The organism is Bradyrhizobium sp. USDA 4532, from assembly GCF_024171315.1.
GTDB classification, from domain to species: Bacteria; Pseudomonadota; Alphaproteobacteria; order Rhizobiales; family Xanthobacteraceae; genus Bradyrhizobium; species Bradyrhizobium australafricanum.
In genome coordinates, this window is record NZ_JALJZN010000001.1 from 4148682 (window position 1) to 4169822 (window position 21141).

Sequence of the window (21141 nt, forward strand, 5' to 3'; positions counted from 1 at the left end):
TGGAGCTTGGACTAAAACCCGAGAGTTCGGTTGGATTCGAAGGCGAACGGTCGCCGTTACCTGGATAGTGCTCCATTTCATTCAGCGGCACACCCGAGTCTCTTGTGCAACTCGGTTCTTACGTCAAGCTCGGTGTCAGCTAGCAAAAACGACGGTCTTTTTGCCATTCAGCATCACGCGATCTTCGAGGTGATGACGTACGGCGCTGGCGAGTACACGCCGCTCGATGTCGCGCCCCTTACGGACGAGGTCGTTCGGCATATCTCGGTGAGAGATTCGCTCCACGTCCTGCTCAATGATAGGTCCCTCGTCGAGATCGGAGGTGACGTAGTGCGCCGTCGCACCGATTAGCTTGACGCCTCGCTCGTGAGCCTGGTGGTAGGGCTTGGCGCCTTTGAAGCCTGGCAGAAAAGAATGATGAATGTTAATGCAGCGCCCCGCCAACTTGGCCGAGAGTCCATCCGAGAGAACTTGCATGTAGCGTGCGAGCACAACAAGATCCGTATTGGTCTCCTGCACGAGCTCCCAAATTCGTGCCTCTTGTTCCATCTTCGTCTGCTTGGTGACGGGCAAATGGTGGAACGGGAGTTCGTCCAGATCGGTGCAAACCAGATGCTCGCGATCGTGGTTGGAAACGACTGCCGTCACTTCCATTTGCAATTCGCCGATGCGCCACCGATACAGCAAATCGGCCAGACAATGGTCGAATTTGGAAACGAGCAGCATCACCCGCTTCTTCGCGGAACGCTCCCGCAGAGTGAATGTCATGGCGAAGCGCTCAGCGAGGCCCCTGATCGACGCAGCGATCTCAGCCTGTGATTTTGCCTGATCGAGGCGATCGAAGACAACGCGCATGAAGAAGCGACTTGTCTCGGTGTCGTCGAACTGCTGAGCATCAAGGATGTTGCAACCAGCCTCGAACAGAAGACTCGAGACCGCTGAGACGACGCCTGGACGATCAGGACAGGATAAAGCGAGAATCATGGAAGCATCGCACAAGAGGGGGGTCCTCGTAAGCCGCGTTCAACAAAGCTGAAAGTCATTTCTTGAGCCGCATTGCGAGCAATTCGGGAGCGATGAGCTCTTCGAGCTTGCGTCGTTCGCCCTTAACTCTAGTGCGGTTCGAATCGTAGAAGCCCCGAAGAGATGCGATGGCAGCATGTCTCTCACCCGCGATCTCTATCTCAAAGGTCCCTTCAGATAGCCACTTGGCGCTCACCCCACTCTCAGAGTTCAGGTACCCCATGCCGACGCCACAACCAAGAGTGTGGCCGAACCCTGCAGAGCGCAGGTAACCAACGAGCGATCCATTCCGCCAGACCGGCTCTGTTCCAAACATGAGCGGCGCGGCCCGAGGCGCGGCCAATTGCACAAGGCGGCGGCGTGGAGTCTGGCCGCGCTGGGATTCGAGAACTGCTCGCCCGATGAAGTCCTCACACTTGTTCCAGGCAACCGTGAATCCTAGTCCCGCTTCGAGCGGCGAATCTTCATCACTCACGTCCGCACCCCAGTCACGGTAACCCGCCTCAAGGCGCAACGTGTTCAGTGCCACGTACCCCGCATGGCACAGGTCGAGATCCCGTCCCGCGGCGATCAGCGCATCATAGACGCCTAGCGCCTGTTCGCTTGGGATGTGCAGCTCCCACCCAAGTTCCCCCACGAAGGTCATGCGGAAAGCAAGCGCTATGCCATAGCCGATCTCGATTTCTCGAGCGGTTGCGAAGGGGAATGCAGCATCGGAAAACTCCGCCGGGCTCACGCGCATGAGCAGCTCTCGGGAACGGGGCCCCATGACCGACAAGCACGCATAGCCAGACGACACATCAGTGACGAACACGTGGCCCGCACCTTTGGCGTGCCTTCGCAGCCAAGCGAGATCTCGGATGCGTTGCACGGCCGCCGTAACCACAATGAATTCCTCATCGCCAATTCGTGCGATCGTGACGTCGGACTCCATGCCGCCGCGCTCATTGAGCCAGGGCGTGTACACAATATGGCCCACTGGAACGTCAACGTTGTTAGTCGAGAGGCGCTGGAGAAACACGAGCGAGTCACGACCTTGCACCAACAGATGCGCGAAGGAGGTCTGATCAAAAAGCGAGACCCCGGAACGAGTCGCCTCATGTTCCGCGCCGCTCGCCTTGAACCAGCCATCGCGAGCGAACGTGGCCCGCGCGTTTGCCGGCGCCTCACGGGTGCAAAACCATTGCGCGCGCTCCCATCCAGCAGCCTCACCGAAATTCGCACCAGCGGCCGCCAACCGATCGTGCAGCGGCGATACGCGAACGTTGCGAGCTGTAACAGGTGACTTGTGAGGCCAATGCAGGGCGTAAAGAAGCCCAACTGCCTCGCCTGTTCGATCGCGCAAGTATCGACGATTGCGCTGGAATGGCATTGCGCGTCGCACGTCCATTTCCCAGTAGTCATTGGCGGGTGAACCCGTCGACATCCACTCGGCCATGACCTTCCCGGCGCCGCCAGAAGACTCGATACCACACGAATTGAATCCCGAGGCCACATAAAGGCCGGCGATGTCAGGTGCGGGCCCTAACAGGAATCGATTATCGGGCGTGAAACTCTCCGGACCATTGAAGTTCAGTTGCAGCCCCACGTTTTCCAGCGCCGGCATGCGCCGCAAGGCATTGGCGAGGTAAGGCTCGATGTGATCGAGATCATCCGGCAGCGAGTCGAAGCTGAACTCGCGTGGAATCCCCTCCATGCCCCAAGGCTTGCCATTGAGCTCGAAGAAACCCACCAGCAATTTGCTAGCGTCTTCTTTTGCATAGAAGCAGGCGTCAAGATCGCGCAGCGTGGGCGTATCGGGTGATAAGCCCGAAATAGATTCCGTTACGACGTAGAAGTGCTCTGCCGCGTGCAAGGGCACCGTCCAATTGAGCTCCGCAGCTAACGTCCGCGTCCACATCCCCGCGCAGATGACGGCTCTTTCGGTGCGCACGGTGCCTTCCGCGGTTTGGACGCCGGCAACTCGCCCCTTTTCGACGAGGACGCGTGTCACCGGTGTGCGCTCGAGGATTTTAGCTCCCCCTTGCCGCGCGCCGGCCGCGAACGCGCGCGCCGTGTCGACTGGATTCGTCTTGCCATCGGAAGCGATCCACGCCGCGCCAAGTACATCGGCCACGTCAAGCAAGGGAGCGCGGCGCTTGGCTTCGGCGGCGTCGATTATTTCGACATCGAGACCGAACGAGCGCCCCATCGACGCACCTCGCTTCAGTTCCTCGAGCCTCTCGGGTGTCGTCGCGACAGTAATCGATCCGCATTGCCGGAAACCCGTAGGCTGTCCAGTCAACTCCTCAAGCTCTCGGAACAGCCCCGCAGTGTACTGTGCTAGCTTCGCCATGTTCTCGCTGGCTCGAAGCTGGGTAACCAGTCCTGCTGCATGCCAAGTAGTACCGCAAGTGAGTTGGTCGCGCTCAAGTAGCAGAACGTCGCGGTGGCCGAGCCGCGTGAGGTGATAGGCGATGGACAGACCGATTATACCACCACCGACGACGACGTACTCGGCATGGGAGGGCAGCTTACCTTCCATTTCACGACCTCAGACATATGACTACCGGCCAGACGGGCTTGGCCGAGAATTGAGTCCATTGATACCTTTGGCGTCCACGTATGAACTCTGGTAGCAAAGTGCTGAGCACCGCCTTCTGGTCGCGAGATGCGTCGACAAGTACAGCACCCCGGCCGCCCAGAACGGTCGATTGCCGGCTGCAAACAGAGATTATTCACCGCGGGACCCGTTGAAATTGCCCGTGCATTCAGGATACTGACGTCGTAAAGATATTTGCGTCGCACTTTGCTGCCATTTGGATGATTTGCTGCGCCCTCCAGCTGCTTTGCGACGGAATTCGCCTTGGAGCCGATTATGAAATACGATCGAATAGACGCGCGCATTCTTGAAATTGTGCAGAAGAATAACCGTCTAACGTCGGAAGTGATCGGCGAACGTACAGGGCTTTCCGCCACCGCGTGTCAGCGAAGACTCAAGAGGCTGCGTTCGGAAGGCATCATCGAGGCCGATGTCTCAATCGTTTCACCGAAGGCGGTGGGAAACCCTATTCAAATGCTTGTGCTAGTAACGCTGGAGCGGGAACGCGCAGATATAATCGACAGGTTCAAGAAGGCCATGAAGTCGTCGGTTGAAGTAGTCAATGGATTTTATGTTACCGGCGACGCTGACTTCGTCCTCTACATTACCGCGCGTACGATGGAAGATTATGAGCAGTTCACTCGACGTTTCTTCTATGAGAATCCGGACATTAAGGCGGTCAAGACGATGGTTATAATGGACCGCGTAAAGGTGGGCTTTGCCGTTCCAGTTGAGCCTCCGCCCGAGGATTGATGCGATGTTCCACCGGCGGATCTATGCGTGAGCGTTTTTTTCATCCCTCACTCGCATAGAACGCGGGAATTCCGCACTGTCGCTCCTCTTTGTTCAAAGATACCGTTTACGTTTTTGGCTTGCACCCACCAACTCGCCACGGTAGCAGAGTCGTGCCGACCCGCACCAAGATAACCGACGCGATCATCGACTGATGCCGCCGCTGAGCGAGAGCCAATTTCGGGCTGCTCACTGTCTTCCAGAGCGTGCTCCTGCTTACGGTCTCCTAGGAGAAGTTTATATGAAGGTCGTGATTGCGATGTCCATCTCGCCTCCGATCACATTGGCTGGTGTAGTCGGGGGAGAATTACGTAGGCCTTCCGAACCGTCTCAATGATGTTCCATTCCCCATTTGTGTTTGGATGAAAATATATGGAGTCGCCGGCTTCAAGGACGATAGACGAACCACCATCGTGGCGTAAACGTACAACGCCCCGAAAGGAACGTGGAGAATTCCACCTCGGCTACCTGACGGCGCCATCTTCCAGGCGAGCATTCCCAAACGCCGGCGCAGGTAACGTTGGTAGAAGACTTGAACGCGAGCTTGCTGCGCATGATAGAAACAGGCTCGCCGATCGGGCCTTTATACTGGGTAATGTTAGTTGCGCCGGGAAGGCACGTATCCGACGGGAGCAAGGTTCGCGATCGCAAGAGTAAGGAAGTCGGGACGCCGGGCACGGTCTTGGAGGCCCTCTTTTCGGCGCAACGCTTCACGCACAAAGATGGAGCCGGCGTAGCGGAAGGTTCTATTGGGAATCGCTCTACATCGTCTCGGACCAGTCCGCAGTCGGACCACTGGCTCGCTTCGTCGAGGGCAAGTGAGGCAAGTATCTTTCCCCCGAGAACGGTCGGCCCGACGCCCTGACCGGAAAAGCCGATCCCCAAACTATGTCCGGGTGATTGTCTAGATGACCGAAAAACGGCAGTCCGTCCACTGACCGGTCGATCGGGCCGGTCCAAGATGATTCGATATTCAGACCATTGAACACCGGGTAAAGCGTAAGCAGCAAGCTAAGGCCGTCAGGCGGCGTGGTTCCATGGCATAGGCGCGTCGAGTTCGCTGTTCGGCCAACCGTTGGCGATACGCTGAAGTGTTACGGCGAGCCAGGCGAACGGATCGACGTTGTTCATCTTCGCCGTCTGCAGCAGTGTCGCGATGGTCGCCCAAGTTCGTCCGCTGCCGGCGAAGAGGCTATTCTTTCTCGTGATTGTTTGTGGCCGGATGGCGCGTTCGACGATGTTGGAGTCGAGCTCGATACGTCCATCGGTCAGGAAGCGTTCGAAGATGGCACGGCGCGAGACGGCATAGCGGATCGCCTCGGCCAATTTTGATTTGCCGGAGATCCGCCGTAAGCGGCAAGCTGAGGCCGTCAGGCGGCGTGGTTCCATGGCATAAGCGCGTCGATTTCGCTGCTCGGCCAGCCGTTGGCGATACGCTGAAGTGTTAGGGCGAACCAGGCGAACGGATCGACGTTGTTCATTTTCGCCGTCTGCAGCAGTGTCGCGATGGTCGCCCAAGTTCGTCCCCCGCCGTCGCTGCCGGCGAAGAGGCTATTCTTTCTCGTGATTGTTTGTGGCCGGATGGCGCGTTCGACGATGTTGGAGTCGAGCTCGATGCGGCCATCGGTCAGGAAGCGTTCGAAGATGGCACGGCGCGCGACGGCATAGCGGATCGCCTCAGCCAGTTTTGATTTGCCGGAGATCCGCCGCAAGGTCTGCTGCCAGAGATCGAAGAGATCTGCGACGATCGCCGCGGAGGTTTGCTGGCGCGCGGCAACGCGAGCGTCGGGGCTTTGACTGCGCACGGTTTTCTCGATCTGCCAGAGCTTCGCCATCCGCTCGACCGTCGCCGTTGCCACTTCTGAGCTCCCTGCAACATGCAGCTCGTAGAACTTGCGTCTGCAGTGTGACCAGCAGCCAGCCAATGTGATGCCATCATTGCCGCGATCGGATCGCGCGAGCTTGTTATAGGCGGCATAACCATCCACTTGCAGGATGCCGCGATAACCATTGAGGTGGCGGACCGCGCATTCGCCGGAGCGGCTGTCTTCGAAGCGATAAGCCACCATCGGCGGACCGTTGCGGCCAAAGGTTCGGTCATCTCGGGCATAGGCCCATAAGTAGGCCGTCTTGGTCGATCCGGAGCCCGGAGCGAGCGTCGGCAAAGTGGTTTCGTCGGCAAAGACCCGTTCGGCCTTCTTGACCTCGCTGAAGATGTAGTCGGCCAGGATCTCGAGCTCGAAGCCGAGCTTGCCCATCCATTGGGCCATCAGCTGGCGGTCAAGCTCGACATGATCGCGGGCGTAGATGGCCTCCTGCCGGTAGAGCGGCAGGCCATCGGCATATTTGGCGACGGCGATGTGGGCCAGAAGCGCTTCAGTCGGAATGCCTCCTTCGATAATAGAGGCACACGCCAGAGCCATCCCACCATACGATCTTGATTCGGTCGGCCCTTTTCGCCCGGAACACGTAAAGCGCACCGTCGAACGGTTATGTTGCACGCAACATAACCGTTCTTGGACGAAGCCGCTCCGCGGCAGAACACTCGGCAAGGGTGGCCCATCGTCGGATGAAGGAATGCGGCTGAAGCAACTGTAACCGCTTTGGCGTGCCATGGTGAGACGTAATTTGCAGCGTTCATGCCAAGGAGCCTTCAATGACCCCGCTTCGGTTACGCATGATAAACGACATGCAGATCCGCAACTTGTCACCGCACACGCAGGAATCCTATCTGCTGCAGGTTTCGCAGTTCGCCCGCCATTTTGCGAAGTCGCCGGCTTTGCTTGGGCCGGAAGATGTCCGCGCCTACCAAGTCTATCTGACGAACGAGAAGAAGCTGGCGCCGAAGTCGATCCACGTGACCGCCTCAGTGCTCCGTTTCTTGTACCGTGTCGCGCTCGGCTTCGAATGGGATTTCGACCTCATCATTCCATGTCCAAAGGTGCCCAAGACGCTCGCCGTCATCCTCAGTCCCGAAGAGGTGCTGCACTTCCTCGGCTGCGTGGAGAGCCTCAAGCATCAAGTGATCCTGACGACATGCTACGCCGCCGGTCTGCGCATTTCCGAAGCGGTACGCCTAAAGCCGGGGGCCATCGACCGACAGCGGATGGTGCTACGCGTTGATCAAGGCAAGGGGAAGAAGGACCGTTACGTCATGCTCTCGGCACGGTTGCTGGAGACACTGACCGACCGTTGGCGCACCGTCCGGCCGAGCACGTGGATGTTTCCCGGCGGTATCCCCAACGAGCCGATATCGACCAACGCGGTGCAGGACGCCTGCAGCAAGGCACATCGGTTAACGGGCCTTGCCAAGCCCGTAACGCCGCATTCGCTGCGGCATGCTTTCGCCGTCCATCTACTCGAGGCCGGCACCGATCTTCGCACCATCCAGCTCTTGCTTGGCCATCGCAGCCTGTCCACAACCACGCAATATCTCCGGATAGCCACAAACAAAGTCTGCGCGGCGACCAGCCCGCTGGAGCTGCTGCCGCGCCCAATCCCTAAGGCACCACCACGGCCGCCGCCTGAACATTTCTGACGGCGGCCCCATGGGACGCTCAGGTTCGGAAGTGGCGGATATCTTCCGCCGCTATGGTGTTGCCTGGCGCGAGCAGCACTGGAGGTCTCTATCGACCGAACGACGTGCAGCAATGACGGCGATCGAGCGCTGCCGAACGGCCGCGCTCGGTGGCCATGTCGAGCAGTGCGATCACTGCGGAGAGCGGCGGATCTCCTACAATAGCTGCCGCTCGCGCAACTGCCCCAAGTGCCAATCGCTCGCGCGGGCAGAATGGATCGAGGCCCGACAAGCCGAGCTTCTCGATACGCAGTATTTTCGCGTTGTTTTCACCATACCCGACCAAATCGCAGCGATCGCATTCCAGAATGCCGGCACCGTGTACGATATTATGTTCCGCACAGCTGCAGAGACTTTGCGAACTATCGCTGCCGACCCCAAGCACCTCGGTGCCGAGATCGGGTTCTTTTCTGTCCTTCATACTTGGGGCCAGAACCTCCTTCACCATCCCCACCTCCATTGCGTCGTTCCTGGAGGAGGACTGTCCCCGGATGGCAGCCGCTGGATCGCGTGCCGGCCCGGCTTCTTTCTTCCCGTGGCCGTGCTTTCCCGTCTGTTCCGGCGCCTATTTCTCAGCGCCTTGCAAAAGTCGTTCGATACCCGGCGAGCTACAATTCTTCTCTCGTCGGCTGGAACCGTTGCGTGATCCGGCTGCGTTTCAGCGTTATCTGAACGAGGTCCGCAGAATCAATTGGGTTATCTACGCCAAGCCGCCATTTGGCAGCGCCGAACAGGTTGTGCACTATGTCGGCCGCTATACGCATCGAGTAGCGATCAGCAACAGCCGTGTCATCGATATCGAAGACGGCAAAGTACGCTTTCGATGGAAGGATTACCGCCACGGAAGCCAGCAGAAAGTAATGACGCTGGACGCCGGGGAGTTCATTCGGCGTTTCCTCATCCATGTTCTGCCCGAAGGCTTCAAACGTATTCGCTACTATGGTTTTCTGGGTAACCGCTACCGCAAGCAAAAGCTCGCTCGCTGCCGTGAACTGCTCGGAATGATATCCGCCGATGCTCATTCGGAGCCGGAAGAGCCATCCGATTGCCCCGAGAAGGCTGAGCACTGCAATGCCGCTTCCTTGCGTCAATGTCCATCCTGTCATCAAGGCCACATGGTGTGCGTCGAGGTCTTGCAGCCAGGTTCGTTCAGCGCCGCTCGTTCACCGGACACTTCTTGATGCGAGACCTCGATCAAACCGCCACCTTCCTTTTCGCAATTCTTCCGGCCGTCGTGGCAGCCGATAGATGCCCTGTTGTCGTTCTTCCGACGTCAAACCTCCGGCGCTTCGCATTTTTCGGCTACTTCGCTTCCCAGATGTTCCTTCCACCCAGTACTTTCGTAACAATGTCTGCTTTGGACTTGTCTCCAGCCCAGATCACGACGTCCACAAATAACGGCGCAGTGATTCAACACCCATAGCTGCAGCGGCGTGCCCGCGGCTTCGTCCAACACGTTTTTAGATTACCGGCGCCCCTCGCGAGTGCCCGTGTTGGGTGCTGAACCACGCGCCGCCAATCTAAAAACGCTCTCTATTATGTGTCGGACGAGATTAAGTGGCGGAGGCTCCCTAACGCCAGCCAGGGCCGGCCATCCAGGGTTTCTCCGCCACATAATAATCAGATGTTGGCCAGCAGCTGCAGGATGGTGTCGTTCGGCCGGAAGCGCGCGCTGCGGTCGCCTGAGACGCCCGCCTTCTCGAGTCCCAGGCGCATCATCTCGACATCCGCAGCGGCGTATCGGTGGGTTGTGGCGACCTGAGCATGGCCAAGCCAAGCCTGGATCGTCAGGAGGTCCACGCCTGACCGGAGAAGCTTCATGGCGAGGGAATGCCGGAAGATGTGCGGCGATATCGGCTTGCCCTCCAAGCTTGGCCTCGTGGACCCGGCCTGGGAGGCGGCACGCCGCACGATGTGTGTCGCGCCGAAACGCGTCAGGCGCTCGTTGTGGACCCCGACGAAGATCGGCCGCGGTTCATGATTGGCGAGGCCGCGTTCGCTCAATAGGTCCGTCAGCGATCGCACCAGATCCTTAGGAATGGGAACGACGCGATCTCGGCGTCCCTTGCCGTGAAGCTGAACCTGCGGGCGTCCTCGCTCCAACTCAAGGTCGTTCGCGTTGACGCCGGTCGCTTCGGACACGCGAGCGCCGGTTCTCGCCAAGAAGAGCAGAAAGGCCCGGTCGCGCCGGCCGCGGGGCGTCGTCTGATCAGGGGCTTCGATGATGGTCTCCACCTCGGCGTTGGTGAGATGATGCGTCACCTCGATGTGGGCCCGTTTGGTGGGGATCGTCAGAACCCGTTGGGCGACGCCGAACGAGGCGGGATCGGCGGCAGCGACGTGATGGAAGAAGGATCGGATCGCGGCTAGTCGGGCGTTGCGCGTTGCGACGGAGTTGTTCCGCTTCTCCTCAAGCTCGTCAAGAAAGGCGAGAACGAGGTCCCGATCGAGATCCTCAAGGGCCAGCGCCGCCGGCTTCTTCCCCAAATGGGCGGCGGCAAAGAGGATCAGCATGCGCAAGGCATCGCGATAGCTGGCTAGTGGATCGAATCTAACAGTTGATGCCCTCGTTTGACGGCGGCGACAATTTTGTCCGGGTCTGCGGTCCATGTGAAGGGTTTTGCGTCATTGTTGGCCTCGTCGAGGAAACGGTTGATGGCGGCCTTGAGCTCGCGGACGGATCGGAAGACGCCGCGCTTGAGGCGTCGCCGTGAGAGCTTGGCGAAGAAGCCCTCGACGGCGTTGAGCCACGAGGACGAGGTGGGCGTGAAATGGAAGGTGAAGCGCGGATGGCGATCGAGCCATTTGTAGACCTTCGGGTGCTTATGGGTCGCATAGTTGTCGAGGATGACGTGGACGGCCTTGTTGGCGGGAACTTGCGTCTCGATCTGGTTGAGGAAGCGGATAAACTCCTGATGCCGATGCTTCTGCATGCAGCGCCCGATGACCTTGCCTTCGAGGACGTCGAAGGCGGCGAACAGCGTGGTGGTGCCGTTGCGCTTGTAATCGTGCGTCATGGTGGCGGCGCGCCCCTTCTTCAGCGGCAGGCCCGGCTGGGTGCGGTCGAGCGCCTGGATTTGGCTCTTCTCGTCGACCGAGAGCACGATGGCATGCTCGGGTGGATCGACATAAAGCCCGACCACGTCATGCAGCTTGTCGACGAAGTTGGGATCATTGGAGAGCTTGAACTGCCGGATACGATGCGGTTGCAGCCCGTGTGCGCGCCAGATGCGCTGCACCGAGCTGGCACTGATACCGGCCGCCTTCGCCATCATGGTTGCGGTCCAGTGAGTGGTCTCGGCTGGCGGATCGGTTTGCGTGAGAGCCACCACGCGTGCCGCAACTTCCGTTCCGAGCGGTGCAATACGCGAGGGACGCGTCTTGTCGCGCAGAAGGCCGTCGAAGCCTTCCTGCATGAAGCGCTCCTGCCAGCGCCAGACGCAGGTCTTGGACTTCCCGGTCCGCCGCCTGATCTCGTTGGTGCCGACCCCGGCGGCGCTCAACAACACAATCTCGGCCCGCCAAACCTGCTTCTGTGGGGCATTGCGATCCCGCAAGAGCGCCTCCAGCCGGTGGCGATCAGACAGGCTAACCTTGATGGAAATACCGGTGCGCATGCGTCAGAGTCGCATGCAATCGGCTCCGACGGAATCCCTTCCGGATTCAAATGTCAGATTTGATCCACTAGGGTCGCGAAGGTTGCGTTGCGCTGCTTGGTCAACCGGCGACGAAAGTACGACTCCAGGAGCGGCGCCAGCAGGAGGTGTTCGTTCATGCCGCGCCTCCGTCGAGGAAGGCGCGCTCAGCCGCGATGGCGAGGAGATCCGACGAGCCGGTGAGGTAGTAGGCTGTGTCGCTATAATTGGCGTGGCCGAGGTAGGTGGCGAGTAAGGGCAGCAGCGCTTGGACGTCTTCGCGCTGTTGGTGCCACAGCCTGAGCCTGGTCACCGCGAACCGGTGCCGGAGATCGTGCGGTCGCAGAGGCTTGCCATTGTCAAGACCCGCGAGCTTGCGGGCCTTAGCGAAGTTGCTTTGCAGGCCGGTCGCCGACAGACGGCAGCCTCGCGAGCTGAGGAAAAAGGCCTCGCCTTTGGGCCTGGGAAACACGGTGTCGCGCTCACGGGCGTATCGACGAAGGGCTGCCTGGGTCGTTGGGTGAACAGGAACCAGGCGGTCTTTACGGAACTTGGTTTTACGGACGAGGACGACCCCGTTGGTCAGATCGACGTCGCCGCGATCAAGGCTGACCACTTCGCCCGATCGTAATCCCGTGCTGGCCAACAATCCAATTAGCGTCGCCATCGTGCGGCCCCTGAGAGGATTCCCTGGCGAAATGAAACTGCATGCGTCGATAAGCGACGTCAGCTCAGCCTCACTTAGGATGCGCGGCGGCGGAATCGCCCTGGACCGCGGGAAAGCTTTGCGCTCCAAGACCTCGGTCTGGGGGGCGTAGACGACCAGGTACTCGTAGAATCGGCGGAGCACGCCGTGACGGACCGCGCGGCTGTCGGCGGCACCACCGAACGACAGGACGAAGTCCAGCACCATCGTCCGGGTGGCGGGCGCACCCAGCTGAGATCGCTCGACGTAGCGAACGAAAGCCCGCAGCGTGCCGGCTTGCTTGTTGAAGGCGTAGCCGAGGGAGCGGCGCAGCTCGATGTAGCGCTCGACCTTGTCGTCGAGGAATGCGGCGAAGGCGGTCATGCGGCGCCTCCCGGAAAGGGAAGCGCGACCTCAGCGAGCTGCGAGGCCGCGACCTTCACGTAGAGCGCCGTTGTGTTGATGCTTCGGTGCCCTAGAAGATCGGCGACCTCGTTGATCGGCCTTCGTCGCCACACGAGCTGGATGGCTAGACTATGGCGCAGGAGATGTGCGCCTCCGACGCGACCGAGCTTGATCCCACCATGCTGCAATCGCTTCCGCACGATCCTCGAAACAGACGACGCGTACGTGAATGGTCCCACGGGCGGCGTGAAGGACAGGAACAGATGCTGACTATCGACCTTCGGTCGAACCCGCAGGATGTAGTCGGCGAGCGCGGCGCCGGTCTCCTCGATGAGCGGGGCCACTCGGTCACGCTTGCCCTTGGTGCGCCGGACAAAAACCTCGCCAGCTCGCCAGTCGATATCCCGGAGCTGAAGAGCGCGTAGCTCGCCGTTGCGAATGCCTGTGGTGGCGAGCAACAACAGGGCAGCTCGATCGCGAAGGTCGATCGGCGTCGCCTTGCCGATCGCATCGATGGCGCGGCGAACATCATCCCACGAAAGCCGGGGCGGTAACTGGGCCAGTCGCCAATATGACGTTCTTGGAACGACGGGAGCCAGATCCTGCTCGTGGTGGCCACCCCAATGCAGAAAGCGGAGAAACGTTCGGATGTGAGAGATCGCCACCGTTCGAGTGCCGGAGGTCGCCGAGAGCGACAGCCGATACTCGACAGCGGCAAGGACATGCTCTGCCGCCAACGCCTCGAGGTCTTGGCCAGGATGGCGATGGCGGAGCCAATCCAGAAAGCGCCGTGCGCCCAAGAGAACGCCATCGCGGGACCTTGGCTCAAGGCCTCGTCCCCAGCTCAGATAGTCAGAAAAGGAGCGCAAAAGCGGAGCGTCCGGATCATCGACTACAATGGGCGTCGAGGCAATGAATCGTTCGGGCGCCACCCGTCGCGCGTGTTGGCGCGCAGACACTGCCGCAATCCGCGATGAGTCCGTGGTGAATGTGCATAGATAGCTATCGTCGCTTCGCCGATCGGCCGTGAACCGCAATGTGCTGCAGCAAAACGGCCGAACCGCGCGATCCGGCTCAGATAAAGCTTAGCGGATGCTTGCTTGTAACCGAGCGAGAAAAAGTGCCCCGCGATGCGATCCATCTCGGCGCCGAGCGCCCCGTCACGAAGGCGTTTAAGCACCCCGCGGTACGAAAAATAGAACTCGAACATTGTGCCCCTCCGGCGTTACGGCGCAGGGGAATCCCGCGTCCGCACGAGGGGCACGAAATATCATGTGGCGGAGGAATCCAGCCGTGGCCGGCCCGGATGGCGTTAAGGCGCCTCCGCCACATAATCTCGTCCGACACATAAGAACGGATCTGAGCCGGCATCGCGCACCAGCGCAACAAGCCCATCGATACCCTTGCGGAAGTCGACTGGATGGCTGGCCAGGAACACCTTCACGCCAGAGGGGATCATGCCGAACGTACCGCCCGGATCACCCGCTGCAGCTGCGCCTCGTCGACGTCCACGCCGGCGCGCACGATCACCTCGCCAATGGCAATTTCGATCACTGCGCCTGACAAAGACGCCATCTCACCCCCGCAACTCGAGTGCCGCTCGCGATAATGTCGTTCCGCCCGAGCATCACGGCGCCAAGCAAACAGCTGCGACGGGTGAATGCCAATCCGGCGAGCGATCGCCGAGACGCTCGCGCCAAGCTCCAGCTTCACGACTTGGGCCTTAAACTCGTCCGACCAGCGTCGGCGAAGCTGCCGCGGCGCTCCCTCAAGACGGTCGGCGACAGATTCGATCATATGGAAGGTTCTAGTTCCAGAACTAGGCGCAGACGTAGAAGCTCACATCGGCTCACAAACTCAGTAGCCGATAGCCGATTGTTCATCCCCCGCGCCAGACGGGGTTACGGTAAAGCGTGCGGAAGTTGTCCCCGACTTCCGCAGCTCTGGGCGATGGCCCATCATAGTGATTGGCTACCTGTCCGGCGAACGCAAAGTGCTACAGCAATTTGCCGAAAATGATGCGACCATCAGGGTGTGTTTCGGTAATAGTTCAGGAACATTCGGGAATCGCATATTGTGACGCCTTTCCTAAAGCCGATCTCATTCAGCTTGTCGGGCCTCGCCGTCGTCGCGATCATGTCACTGGATAACGATCGCCACCTTGCGCCGCAGATAGGGGAACTGGGCTCCCAGGCGTTCATTGCCAGTACGACCTTCTTGCTCGTAACCGAACCTTTGTGCGTTATGGCATTTGGTGTTCACGCGGATCATAGGCGAATGCTCATAGATCGTTACACCTAGCTTGTGGGCGTGAGGTCGCCTCATCGCTTCTCCAAATCGGGAGCGGCTCAACTGCGTCATGGTTTTTGCGGGCCGCAAACGGTCAATCCGTAAAGCAGGGTTACGTTTGACCCTGCACAGTAACGTCGTGTCGATACTGAAAAGGGCACCGCATTGACGCTTAAACTCCGCGTTCGAACGTCCTTGAAGAGTTTCGCTACACCGCCTGCTCGTCTGCGCTAGCAACGCGCCAGTGATCAGCGGATTTTCGGCGACCCCAAGGTAACCCGGAAGCTCGTCGAAGTGCCCGACGATCTAACCGCGCTGTGAAGCTCGACTGGATTTGTTCGAGCAATTGCGCTGTTCCCATTTTTTATCTCCGCTAACGGGAAGGAGACCAAGAATGGACCCCTCGACGTACGATGCCGCCGGATTTGCTCAGCCCAACGAAACAGGCCGGCAGCAGTTCTGCCGAGCTCAGGGCACTTTGCCATTGATGTTACGAGCGCCGAATCGATCGCGACTTTTGGCGCGAACGATCCAAACCAAACAAGAGGCTCGCCATCGGCGTGCGCATCCGCCGGATCTTTAGGGCTGCTGTGGCCAAGAAGCGGCCCGTTCGGAAGCCGCTCCGTCCGGACGTTGGGGACACTGGCGAGCGTCCAGGGACTACGGCAGGGCATCATCGGTTCCTGTCCCCAGTTTCTGAGCAAGCGGATCGGCTCACTGAGGGAGAGGGTTAGTATGTACATACAGCTGCGGCGGTGGGGCCGGGTTCAGCTCCGGCATCACAAGCTTCACTGCGGGTCAATCAAGCGCGGCAAATCGACGCTCAAGCAAACCTTGGAGCTGATGCCGGGATAGGGCGGCGCAATGCGCGTCGCCGCCGAGGACCTAACCGCGATAGGGCCGCAGGACTACCTTCCGTTCGTCGGCCAGCTAGGCCGTGCAACGGCAATTTGAGGCGTGGCCCGATCTCTGCAAAACCGGCCTTGAGGTACAATGCTGAGTTGGGGCTGCGGCTCCACATCGGCTGATTGGGCACCCCCACTTCAAGCTGGCCCCAGCCTTTTGCCGTCCCCAGATCCACGGCGGCCTCAATGAGGCGCATCGCGACCCCAGATGATCGCTGATCTGATACCACGTAGAGCTCCGTGATAATGCCGTAGGTTCCGCGCGCGAAAAGGGCGGCGCTTTCCGACAACATGATGATGCCGACGGGGCGCTCTTCTGTGAAAGCGAGAAACCCTGAGATGCGCTCTTTCATGGCGAGGAGGTCGTTAACTAGCTGGGTATCTAATTCGGCCTGCAGGTGGCCGGCCCCAAGTTCGGCAAGCAGGGCACCAACCATCTCGGTCACCGTTGTGGCGTCATCGACAGACACTTTACGCGTGGTCACCATGTCACATCCTCCTTCAAGCTCACCATGTAGTCCAGCGGCAGCATCGGGGCAGGAAAGCTGCCGCAGCAGCGACCCAAAGCAGATATGCTGCCATGTTGAACGTCAGATGACGCCTTGGTTCACACCATTGAGAGGCACTAACTTCTTCGCTTCACTCTTAGCTGAAAGTATCGCCAGAAGGTCGAAAAGGAACAGGGCTGACCGCTAGCGATTAACCTCGCGAATTTGGATCTACTCTCCTCCCGTAGAACAAACCGACCAGCGACTTGCCGGTCCAGTTGCCGAGCAATGACGTTCGAGGGGGCCCATTGCGATTGCCGCCCGGGCGGCGCGAAGCGAACGCTCGTTGAGTCTGCGGTGATAGCCGTAAACCTTCCGTCACGATCAGCAGCTCTGTCGCGACATCGAATTCCTGCGTTGCCTCGTGGATCTTTCGTCCCGTGGCCCTCTTCGAGACGAAGTACGTCCACTCCTGTCGCAATCCCGGCCACTGGGCAGCCCCTCCTTACGCCTATTCGGCGGCCTGAACGTGCATCGGCGCCTCTAACGTCGGAGCAGCGGGATCGCATGCTTGCCGAAATATTCGACTTCCTCCTGAAAATACCGGAAGCCGAGTAGGATCGACGACATGACAAGACCGCAGGACACGTTCGGCGCCAAATAGCCGCATTTGGTGGGGTCGTTGGTCGTGGTCATCATGCTTTCCTTGGCGGTGCGAGTTTGGACAGAAGGGCAATCGATTGACGCGGGCATCATTTCGCATTCACGCCGCGCGATGCGATCGAGCAGCTGTTCACCGCAGCGCCTGGCTACTATCCGCGATCTGCGGCGTCAGCACGCGGAGGCGAAATGATAGGCCCATAGCGCGACGCGCAAATCGTACGTCGCAGGCACTTGTGCAAATCAGAGTTATCGGATTCGAAGAGGTTTTTTCCAGATCCTCAGGCATTCACCTCTGTCAAGCAGCATTGACTACCGCCAATGATCTCAAAGAAAGAACGACTGCGCGAGTCGAAGATGAACTCTTTTTCACAGCGGTTGGAGAACCCGCTTTCTTAGATTTACAACGAACGGATGTTTGTTGCCGAGTGAGAAAACTATCGCCGGCGAGAACTCACTTGTCGGCAACCCGCGCTACCGCATTGACCGCCTCTCGAATATGTTTCTGCTCTCACGGGCCGGCTGTTCCAGGCTCAGGCGACAATTTCCTCTCGATCCCTCATGCGACGAAATTGCACGACGAAAGGGTCTCCCTTCACATCGATTTGTTTCAACGAAGACAAACTACTCCAGTAACTTCAACACAAGATGGCTCGCAGAAGCTGACACCACGACCTCATATCATGCGGCAAAGGCAGGATCGACCTCCTCAATGCCGTTACGGTAGATAGACGCGCGGGTGCGCTTCCATTTCGGCTGTCCCGGTGCTCCGGCCTCCAGACGCTTCCATCCTAGCGCGCATCCTTCCAGAGCGCTCCCAATAGATGAGGCGCAACGCCCTGCGATCTATGTCGGGACGAAAGCACCGAGATTTGTCCAAACTCGCCGCCCGCGTAGACCGCAGTTCATTCGTCCAGAACTATGACGCCAACCGCCTCGTTGTCTCCACGGGCGATCACCGCGACACCGACATCCGCAAGGCCTGTCTCCGCGTTTTCCGCGACGATTTGGATTCCGGGAGCCTTTCCAAGAGCTCGTCGAGGAGCGCTTAGGCGAAGCCGGCGATGGTTACCGCATCTGTGACTCCAGCGCGGCGTGCGGACAAGTCGGCACCGCTCTCTTTCCGCTCCGCCTTGAATCGTTGTGCGCCACGAGCCTCAGCGTGAGATTTGGGCACACAAAGGTGCGGATTCCGAGATGATGGTGCGCACCGTACCGACTTGATGGCGCGCAGGGTTCCGAGATGATCGCGCGCAGCATTCCGAGCATTCTCCGCGCAGCATTCCGATTTGATCGCGCGCAGTTTCGGATGGTGTGAAGCCCGATCGTTGGGCCAATTCTCCGGCTGGAAGCAGCTGGGAGGATTGGATGCCAACGAGGAGGGTTATCATGCGCCAGGTGCGCGAGATTGTGAGGCTGAGCCTTGAGGCTGGGCTCTCGACGCGCGTGGTTGGCGAGCGCGTCGGCATCGGACCGACGACGGTACGTGACACGCTGAAGCGGTTTGCGCGCGCGGGTCTGGCATGGCCGGTCCCGGAAGCGACAAGCGACGCCGAGCTGGAGCAACTGCTGTACGGGGTGCCTGGCGTGAAGCCTGGTCGCCGCAAGGTGGCCGAGCCTGACTGGTCCGTTGTTGCCCGCGAGCTCAAGCGCAAGCATGTGACTCTGCAGGTGCTGTGGGACGAGTACATTGCGGAGCATCCGGACGGGTACCGGTACAGCCGCTTCTGTGACTTGTTCCGCAATTGGGAAGGCCGGCTGCCGCAGGTGATGCGCCAGCACCACGGCGGCGGCGAGAAATTGTTTGTCGACTATGCCGGCGACACGGTGCCGGTGGTTGACCGTAAGACTGGCGAGGTGCGTGACGCGCACATCTTCGTGGCGGTCATGGGCGCATCCAGCTTGTCGTTCGCGCTGGCGACCTGGACCGAGCAGCTCGGCGACTGGATCGCGGGACATAACGCGGCCTACAGCTTTTTTGGCGGCGCGACGCAACTGCTGGTGCCCGACAACGCCAAGGTCGCGGTGATCAAGGCCTGCCTCTATGACCCTATGGTCAACCGCAGCTACAGCGATATGGCGCAGCATTACGGCACGGCGATTTTGCCGGCACGGCCGCGTCGCCCGAGAGATAAGGCGAAGGTTGAGGCCTGCGTCGGAATCATCGAGCGCTGGCTGCTGGGGCGGCTGCGCAACCGAACTTTTTACAGCCTGGCCGAACTCAACGGTGCGATCGCCGAGTGGCTGGCCAAGCTCAATGACGGACGGGTGCTGCGCCAGTATGGCCGCACACGGCGCCAGCTGTTCGAGGAAATTGACGCGCCGAATCTTAAACCGCTTCCCGGCGAGCCGTGGGTCCATGCCGAATGGCGCCGATGTCGGGTCGGGCTCGACTATCACGTCGAGGTCGAACGACACTACTACTCGGTGCCCTATCGCTTCGCCCGTCGCGAGGTAGAAGCGCGGATCTGTGCGCGAACGATTGAAATCTTCCTGGGGGGCGAGCGTATTGCCGCGCATATGCGCGGCAGCGGCAACGGGCGGCACACGACGATCAGCGCCCACATGCCCTCCAGCCACCGGCGCTATGGCGAGTGGACGCCGGCAAAGATCCGCAGCGAGGCAAGCCGGATCGGCCCGATGCTGCGCCTGCTGATCGACCGGATCATCGAGGATCGGCCGCATCCCGAACAGGGCTATCGTTCGTGCCTGGGGATCATCCGGCTTGAGAAGCGCTTTGGCGCCGAGCGCCTCGAGGCGGCCGCGCTGCGCGCAATTGAGATCCAGGCTCGCAACTACCCGAGCGTCAAATCGATCCTCGAGAAGGGGCTCGATCGCGTTGCAACGCCCACGTCCCCCGAGCGCGAGCCGATCCTACACACCAACATCAGAGGCTCGGACTATTACCACTAATAGGGAAGAAAATGCTGACACACCCCACGCTCCACTTGCTTACCCAGCTCGGCCTTACCGGCATGGCCGAGGCCTTTAAGAGCCTTGCCGACAACGAGGAGGTCCATGGCCTCGCTCACGCCGAATGGTTGGCGCTGCTGCTGGACCATGAAGCGACCTGGCGTAACAACCGGCGCCTGGCGCTTCGCCTTCGTAAGGCAAAGCTGCGTCATCATGCCGTGCCCGAGGATATCGACTACCGCGCCCCCCGTAGGCTCGACCGCCGCTTGTTCGACATGCTGCTCAAGGGAGACTGGATCAAGAACCACGAGAATTGCGCCATTGTCGGGCCGACAGGCATCGGGAAAAGTTGGCTTGGCTGTGCACTTGGTCACAAGGCCTGCCGGGACAACCACTCGGTACTTTACACCCGGCTGCCGCGGTTGTTCGAAGAACTGGACCTTGCCCGGGGCGACGGCCGACTCAGCTCGCGGATGAAGAGCATCGCCGCCGTCGAGCTCCTGATTTTGGACGATTGGGGCCTCCAGGCCATCGACGCCAACGCGCGGCATCATCTGCTCGAAATCCTCGAAGATCGCTACGGCCGTCGGTCGACGCTCGTCACCAGCCAGCTTCCAATTGCCAAATGGCATGAGCTCATAAACGACCCAACTTATGCTGATGCCATACTCGATCGCCTGCTTCACAACGCTCACAGGCTCGAACTGAACGGTGACTCCATGCGTCGCCCGCCCGTTCTTCCTCGGCCTTGATTACGCGGTCTGCCAATGAAGACCGGGACTGCAGCCCGCGAAGCTGACCGGCCGCTACGGCACTGTTGGGGGCGCGCGTCCGGTCAGCTTCGCTCCATCGAGCGACACCATCAAACATGCGACGCGATCTCTTCGGCAGCCGCTTGACCACGGGCTAACGATAGTGCCAATTGCCTTTAACGATCGGGTACTTCACCTGCGCGCGATCAGATCGGAACGCTGCGCGGCATCAGATTGGAATACCTGCGCGCGATCATCGGAATCCGCACACAAAGGCAAGGCTAGCCGAGATTCGCGAACACCTTGGACCAGAACCTGTTGGCTCTTCCCATGCGCGGAGATTCCCTTCTAACTCAGTTAATCTCTGCCGTGAGAAAACGCCCAGATGATCCACGGTTTTGGCTATCAATCGGCATCTACAATTGCGTTTCGATAC

The 21141-nt window shown here is 59.8% G+C and carries 18 protein-coding genes and 2 pseudogenes; 5 read left to right on the top strand and 15 right to left on the bottom strand.

What is annotated here, in order from left to right; genetic code table 11:
- Positions 1-135 precede the first annotated feature (135 nt).
- Both purU and J2R76_RS19125 read right to left on the bottom strand, forming a co-directional pair.
- A complete protein-coding gene (gene purU, locus J2R76_RS19120; protein WP_375166506.1) occupies positions 136-999 on the bottom strand; it encodes a formyltetrahydrofolate deformylase in 864 nt (287 codons plus the stop codon).
- Positions 1000-1039: 40 nt separating this feature from the next.
- On the bottom strand, positions 1040-3547 hold the full coding sequence (locus tag J2R76_RS19125) for an FAD-dependent oxidoreductase (RefSeq protein WP_253624580.1): 2508 nt from the start codon (positions 3545-3547) through the stop codon (positions 1040-1042).
- A 333-nt stretch (positions 3548-3880) separates the two neighbouring features.
- Here J2R76_RS19125 and J2R76_RS19130 point away from each other — a divergent pair, with 333 nt between their 5' ends.
- Positions 3881-4357 (top strand): Lrp/AsnC family transcriptional regulator, encoded by a 477-nt coding sequence (locus J2R76_RS19130; protein WP_253624581.1) that lies wholly within the window; start codon positions 3881-3883, stop codon positions 4355-4357.
- Positions 4358-4674: 317 nt separating this feature from the next.
- Here the strand turns inward: J2R76_RS19130 and J2R76_RS41050 are convergent, their stop codons facing one another.
- The 5 genes and pseudogenes from J2R76_RS41050 to tnpB all read right to left on the bottom strand — a co-directional run bounded on the left by J2R76_RS41050 (position 4675) and on the right by tnpB (position 6865).
- Complete coding sequence (locus J2R76_RS41050) at positions 4675-4794, bottom strand: cupin domain-containing protein (RefSeq protein WP_375166577.1); 120 nt, start codon at positions 4792-4794, stop codon at positions 4675-4677.
- A complete protein-coding gene (locus tag J2R76_RS41055) occupies positions 4784-4951 on the bottom strand; it encodes a cupin domain-containing protein (RefSeq protein WP_375166507.1) in 168 nt (55 codons plus the stop codon). Before J2R76_RS41055 ends, J2R76_RS41050 begins: the two co-directional genes overlap by 11 nt.
- A gap of 465 nt (positions 4952-5416) precedes the next feature.
- Positions 5417-5854: a transposase gene (locus J2R76_RS19135; protein WP_253626042.1), complete on the bottom strand. Its 438-nt coding sequence runs from the start codon at positions 5852-5854 to the stop codon at positions 5417-5419.
- Positions 5767-6816, bottom strand: a pseudogene (locus tag J2R76_RS19140) (IS66 family transposase); the annotation flags it as partial. The gene J2R76_RS19135 and the pseudogene J2R76_RS19140, both read right to left, overlap by 88 nt.
- A complete protein-coding gene (gene tnpB / locus J2R76_RS41060; RefSeq protein ID WP_375166508.1) occupies positions 6773-6865 on the bottom strand; it encodes an IS66 family insertion sequence element accessory protein TnpB in 93 nt (30 codons plus the stop codon). The pseudogene J2R76_RS19140 and the gene tnpB, both read right to left, overlap by 44 nt.
- A gap of 187 nt (positions 6866-7052) precedes the next feature.
- On the opposite strand from tnpB, the gene J2R76_RS19145 reads away from it, so the two are divergent.
- Both J2R76_RS19145 and J2R76_RS19150 read left to right on the top strand, forming a co-directional pair.
- Positions 7053-7934: a site-specific integrase gene (locus J2R76_RS19145; protein WP_253624582.1), complete on the top strand. Its 882-nt coding sequence runs from the start codon at positions 7053-7055 to the stop codon at positions 7932-7934.
- Positions 7935-7944: 10 nt separating this feature from the next.
- Positions 7945-9154, top strand: a pseudogene (locus J2R76_RS19150) (IS91 family transposase).
- Between the two features lie 439 nt (positions 9155-9593).
- Here the strand turns inward: J2R76_RS19150 and J2R76_RS19155 are convergent.
- The 8 genes from J2R76_RS19155 to J2R76_RS19190 form a co-directional block, all read right to left on the bottom strand.
- A complete protein-coding gene (locus J2R76_RS19155; protein WP_253624583.1) occupies positions 9594-10487 on the bottom strand; it encodes a tyrosine-type recombinase/integrase in 894 nt (297 codons plus the stop codon).
- A 23-nt stretch (positions 10488-10510) separates the two neighbouring features.
- Positions 10511-11590, bottom strand: a complete 1080-nt coding sequence (locus tag J2R76_RS19160) for an IS630 family transposase (protein ID WP_253624502.1) — start codon at positions 11588-11590, stop codon at positions 10511-10513.
- 154 nt (positions 11591-11744) lie between these two features.
- A complete protein-coding gene (locus J2R76_RS19165) occupies positions 11745-12677 on the bottom strand; it encodes a tyrosine-type recombinase/integrase (protein WP_253624584.1) in 933 nt (310 codons plus the stop codon).
- The gene (locus J2R76_RS19170; RefSeq protein ID WP_253624585.1) at positions 12674-13498 is read right to left on the bottom strand and encodes a tyrosine-type recombinase/integrase; all 825 of its coding nucleotides are present in this window, start codon (positions 13496-13498) and stop codon (positions 12674-12676) included. The genes J2R76_RS19165 and J2R76_RS19170 overlap by 4 nt, the downstream gene beginning before the upstream one ends.
- A gap of 92 nt (positions 13499-13590) precedes the next feature.
- On the bottom strand, positions 13591-13908 hold the full coding sequence (locus tag J2R76_RS19175; protein WP_253624586.1) for a hypothetical protein: 318 nt from the start codon (positions 13906-13908) through the stop codon (positions 13591-13593).
- Positions 13909-14153: 245 nt separating this feature from the next.
- Positions 14154-14495 carry a transposase gene (locus J2R76_RS40670; protein WP_256521136.1) on the bottom strand — a complete coding sequence of 114 codons (342 nt, stop codon included), beginning with the start codon at positions 14493-14495 and terminating at the stop codon, positions 14154-14156.
- 1315 nt (positions 14496-15810) lie between these two features.
- On the bottom strand, positions 15811-16380 hold the full coding sequence (locus J2R76_RS19185) for a GNAT family N-acetyltransferase (protein WP_253624587.1): 570 nt from the start codon (positions 16378-16380) through the stop codon (positions 15811-15813).
- A 543-nt stretch (positions 16381-16923) separates the two neighbouring features.
- Positions 16924-17079 carry a hypothetical protein gene (locus J2R76_RS19190; RefSeq protein WP_253624588.1) on the bottom strand — a complete coding sequence of 52 codons (156 nt, stop codon included), beginning with the start codon at positions 17077-17079 and terminating at the stop codon, positions 16924-16926.
- Positions 17080-18429: 1350 nt separating this feature from the next.
- Here J2R76_RS19190 and istA point away from each other — a divergent pair.
- Together istA and istB are read left to right on the top strand one after the other, a co-directional pair.
- On the top strand, positions 18430-19953 hold the full coding sequence (gene istA / locus J2R76_RS19195) for an IS21 family transposase (protein WP_253624464.1): 1524 nt from the start codon (positions 18430-18432) through the stop codon (positions 19951-19953).
- Between the two features lie 11 nt (positions 19954-19964).
- The gene (istB, locus tag J2R76_RS19200; RefSeq protein WP_253624463.1) at positions 19965-20705 is read left to right on the top strand and encodes an IS21-like element helper ATPase IstB; all 741 of its coding nucleotides are present in this window, start codon (positions 19965-19967) and stop codon (positions 20703-20705) included.
- Positions 20706-21141 lie beyond the last annotated feature (436 nt).

Coding starts and splice junctions, on each gene's coding strand:
- J2R76_RS19145 (WP_253624582.1), top strand. CDS start 7,053: ATGACCCCGCTTCGGTTACGCATGATAAACGACATGCAGATCCGCAAC.
- J2R76_RS19185 (WP_253624587.1), bottom strand. CDS start 16,380: ATGGTGACCACGCGTAAAGTGTCTGTCGATGACGCCACAACGGTGACC.
- J2R76_RS41055 (WP_375166507.1), bottom strand. CDS start 4,951: ATGCGCAGCAAGCTCGCGTTCAAGTCTTCTACCAACGTTACCTGCGCC.
- J2R76_RS19190 (WP_253624588.1), bottom strand. CDS start 17,079: ATGATGACCACGACCAACGACCCCACCAAATGCGGCTATTTGGCGCCG.
- istB (WP_253624463.1), top strand. CDS start 19,965: ATGCTGACACACCCCACGCTCCACTTGCTTACCCAGCTCGGCCTTACC.
- istA (WP_253624464.1), top strand. CDS start 18,430: ATGCGCCAGGTGCGCGAGATTGTGAGGCTGAGCCTTGAGGCTGGGCTC.
- J2R76_RS40670 (WP_256521136.1), bottom strand. CDS start 14,495: ATGATCGAATCTGTCGCCGACCGTCTTGAGGGAGCGCCGCGGCAGCTT.
- J2R76_RS19160 (WP_253624502.1), bottom strand. CDS start 11,590: ATGCGCACCGGTATTTCCATCAAGGTTAGCCTGTCTGATCGCCACCGG.
- J2R76_RS19175 (WP_253624586.1), bottom strand. CDS start 13,908: ATGTTCGAGTTCTATTTTTCGTACCGCGGGGTGCTTAAACGCCTTCGT.
- J2R76_RS19130 (WP_253624581.1), top strand. CDS start 3,881: ATGAAATACGATCGAATAGACGCGCGCATTCTTGAAATTGTGCAGAAG.
- J2R76_RS19125 (WP_253624580.1), bottom strand. CDS start 3,547: ATGGAAGGTAAGCTGCCCTCCCATGCCGAGTACGTCGTCGTCGGTGGT.
- J2R76_RS19155 (WP_253624583.1), bottom strand. CDS start 10,487: ATGCTGATCCTCTTTGCCGCCGCCCATTTGGGGAAGAAGCCGGCGGCG.
- J2R76_RS19165 (WP_253624584.1), bottom strand. CDS start 12,677: ATGACCGCCTTCGCCGCATTCCTCGACGACAAGGTCGAGCGCTACATC.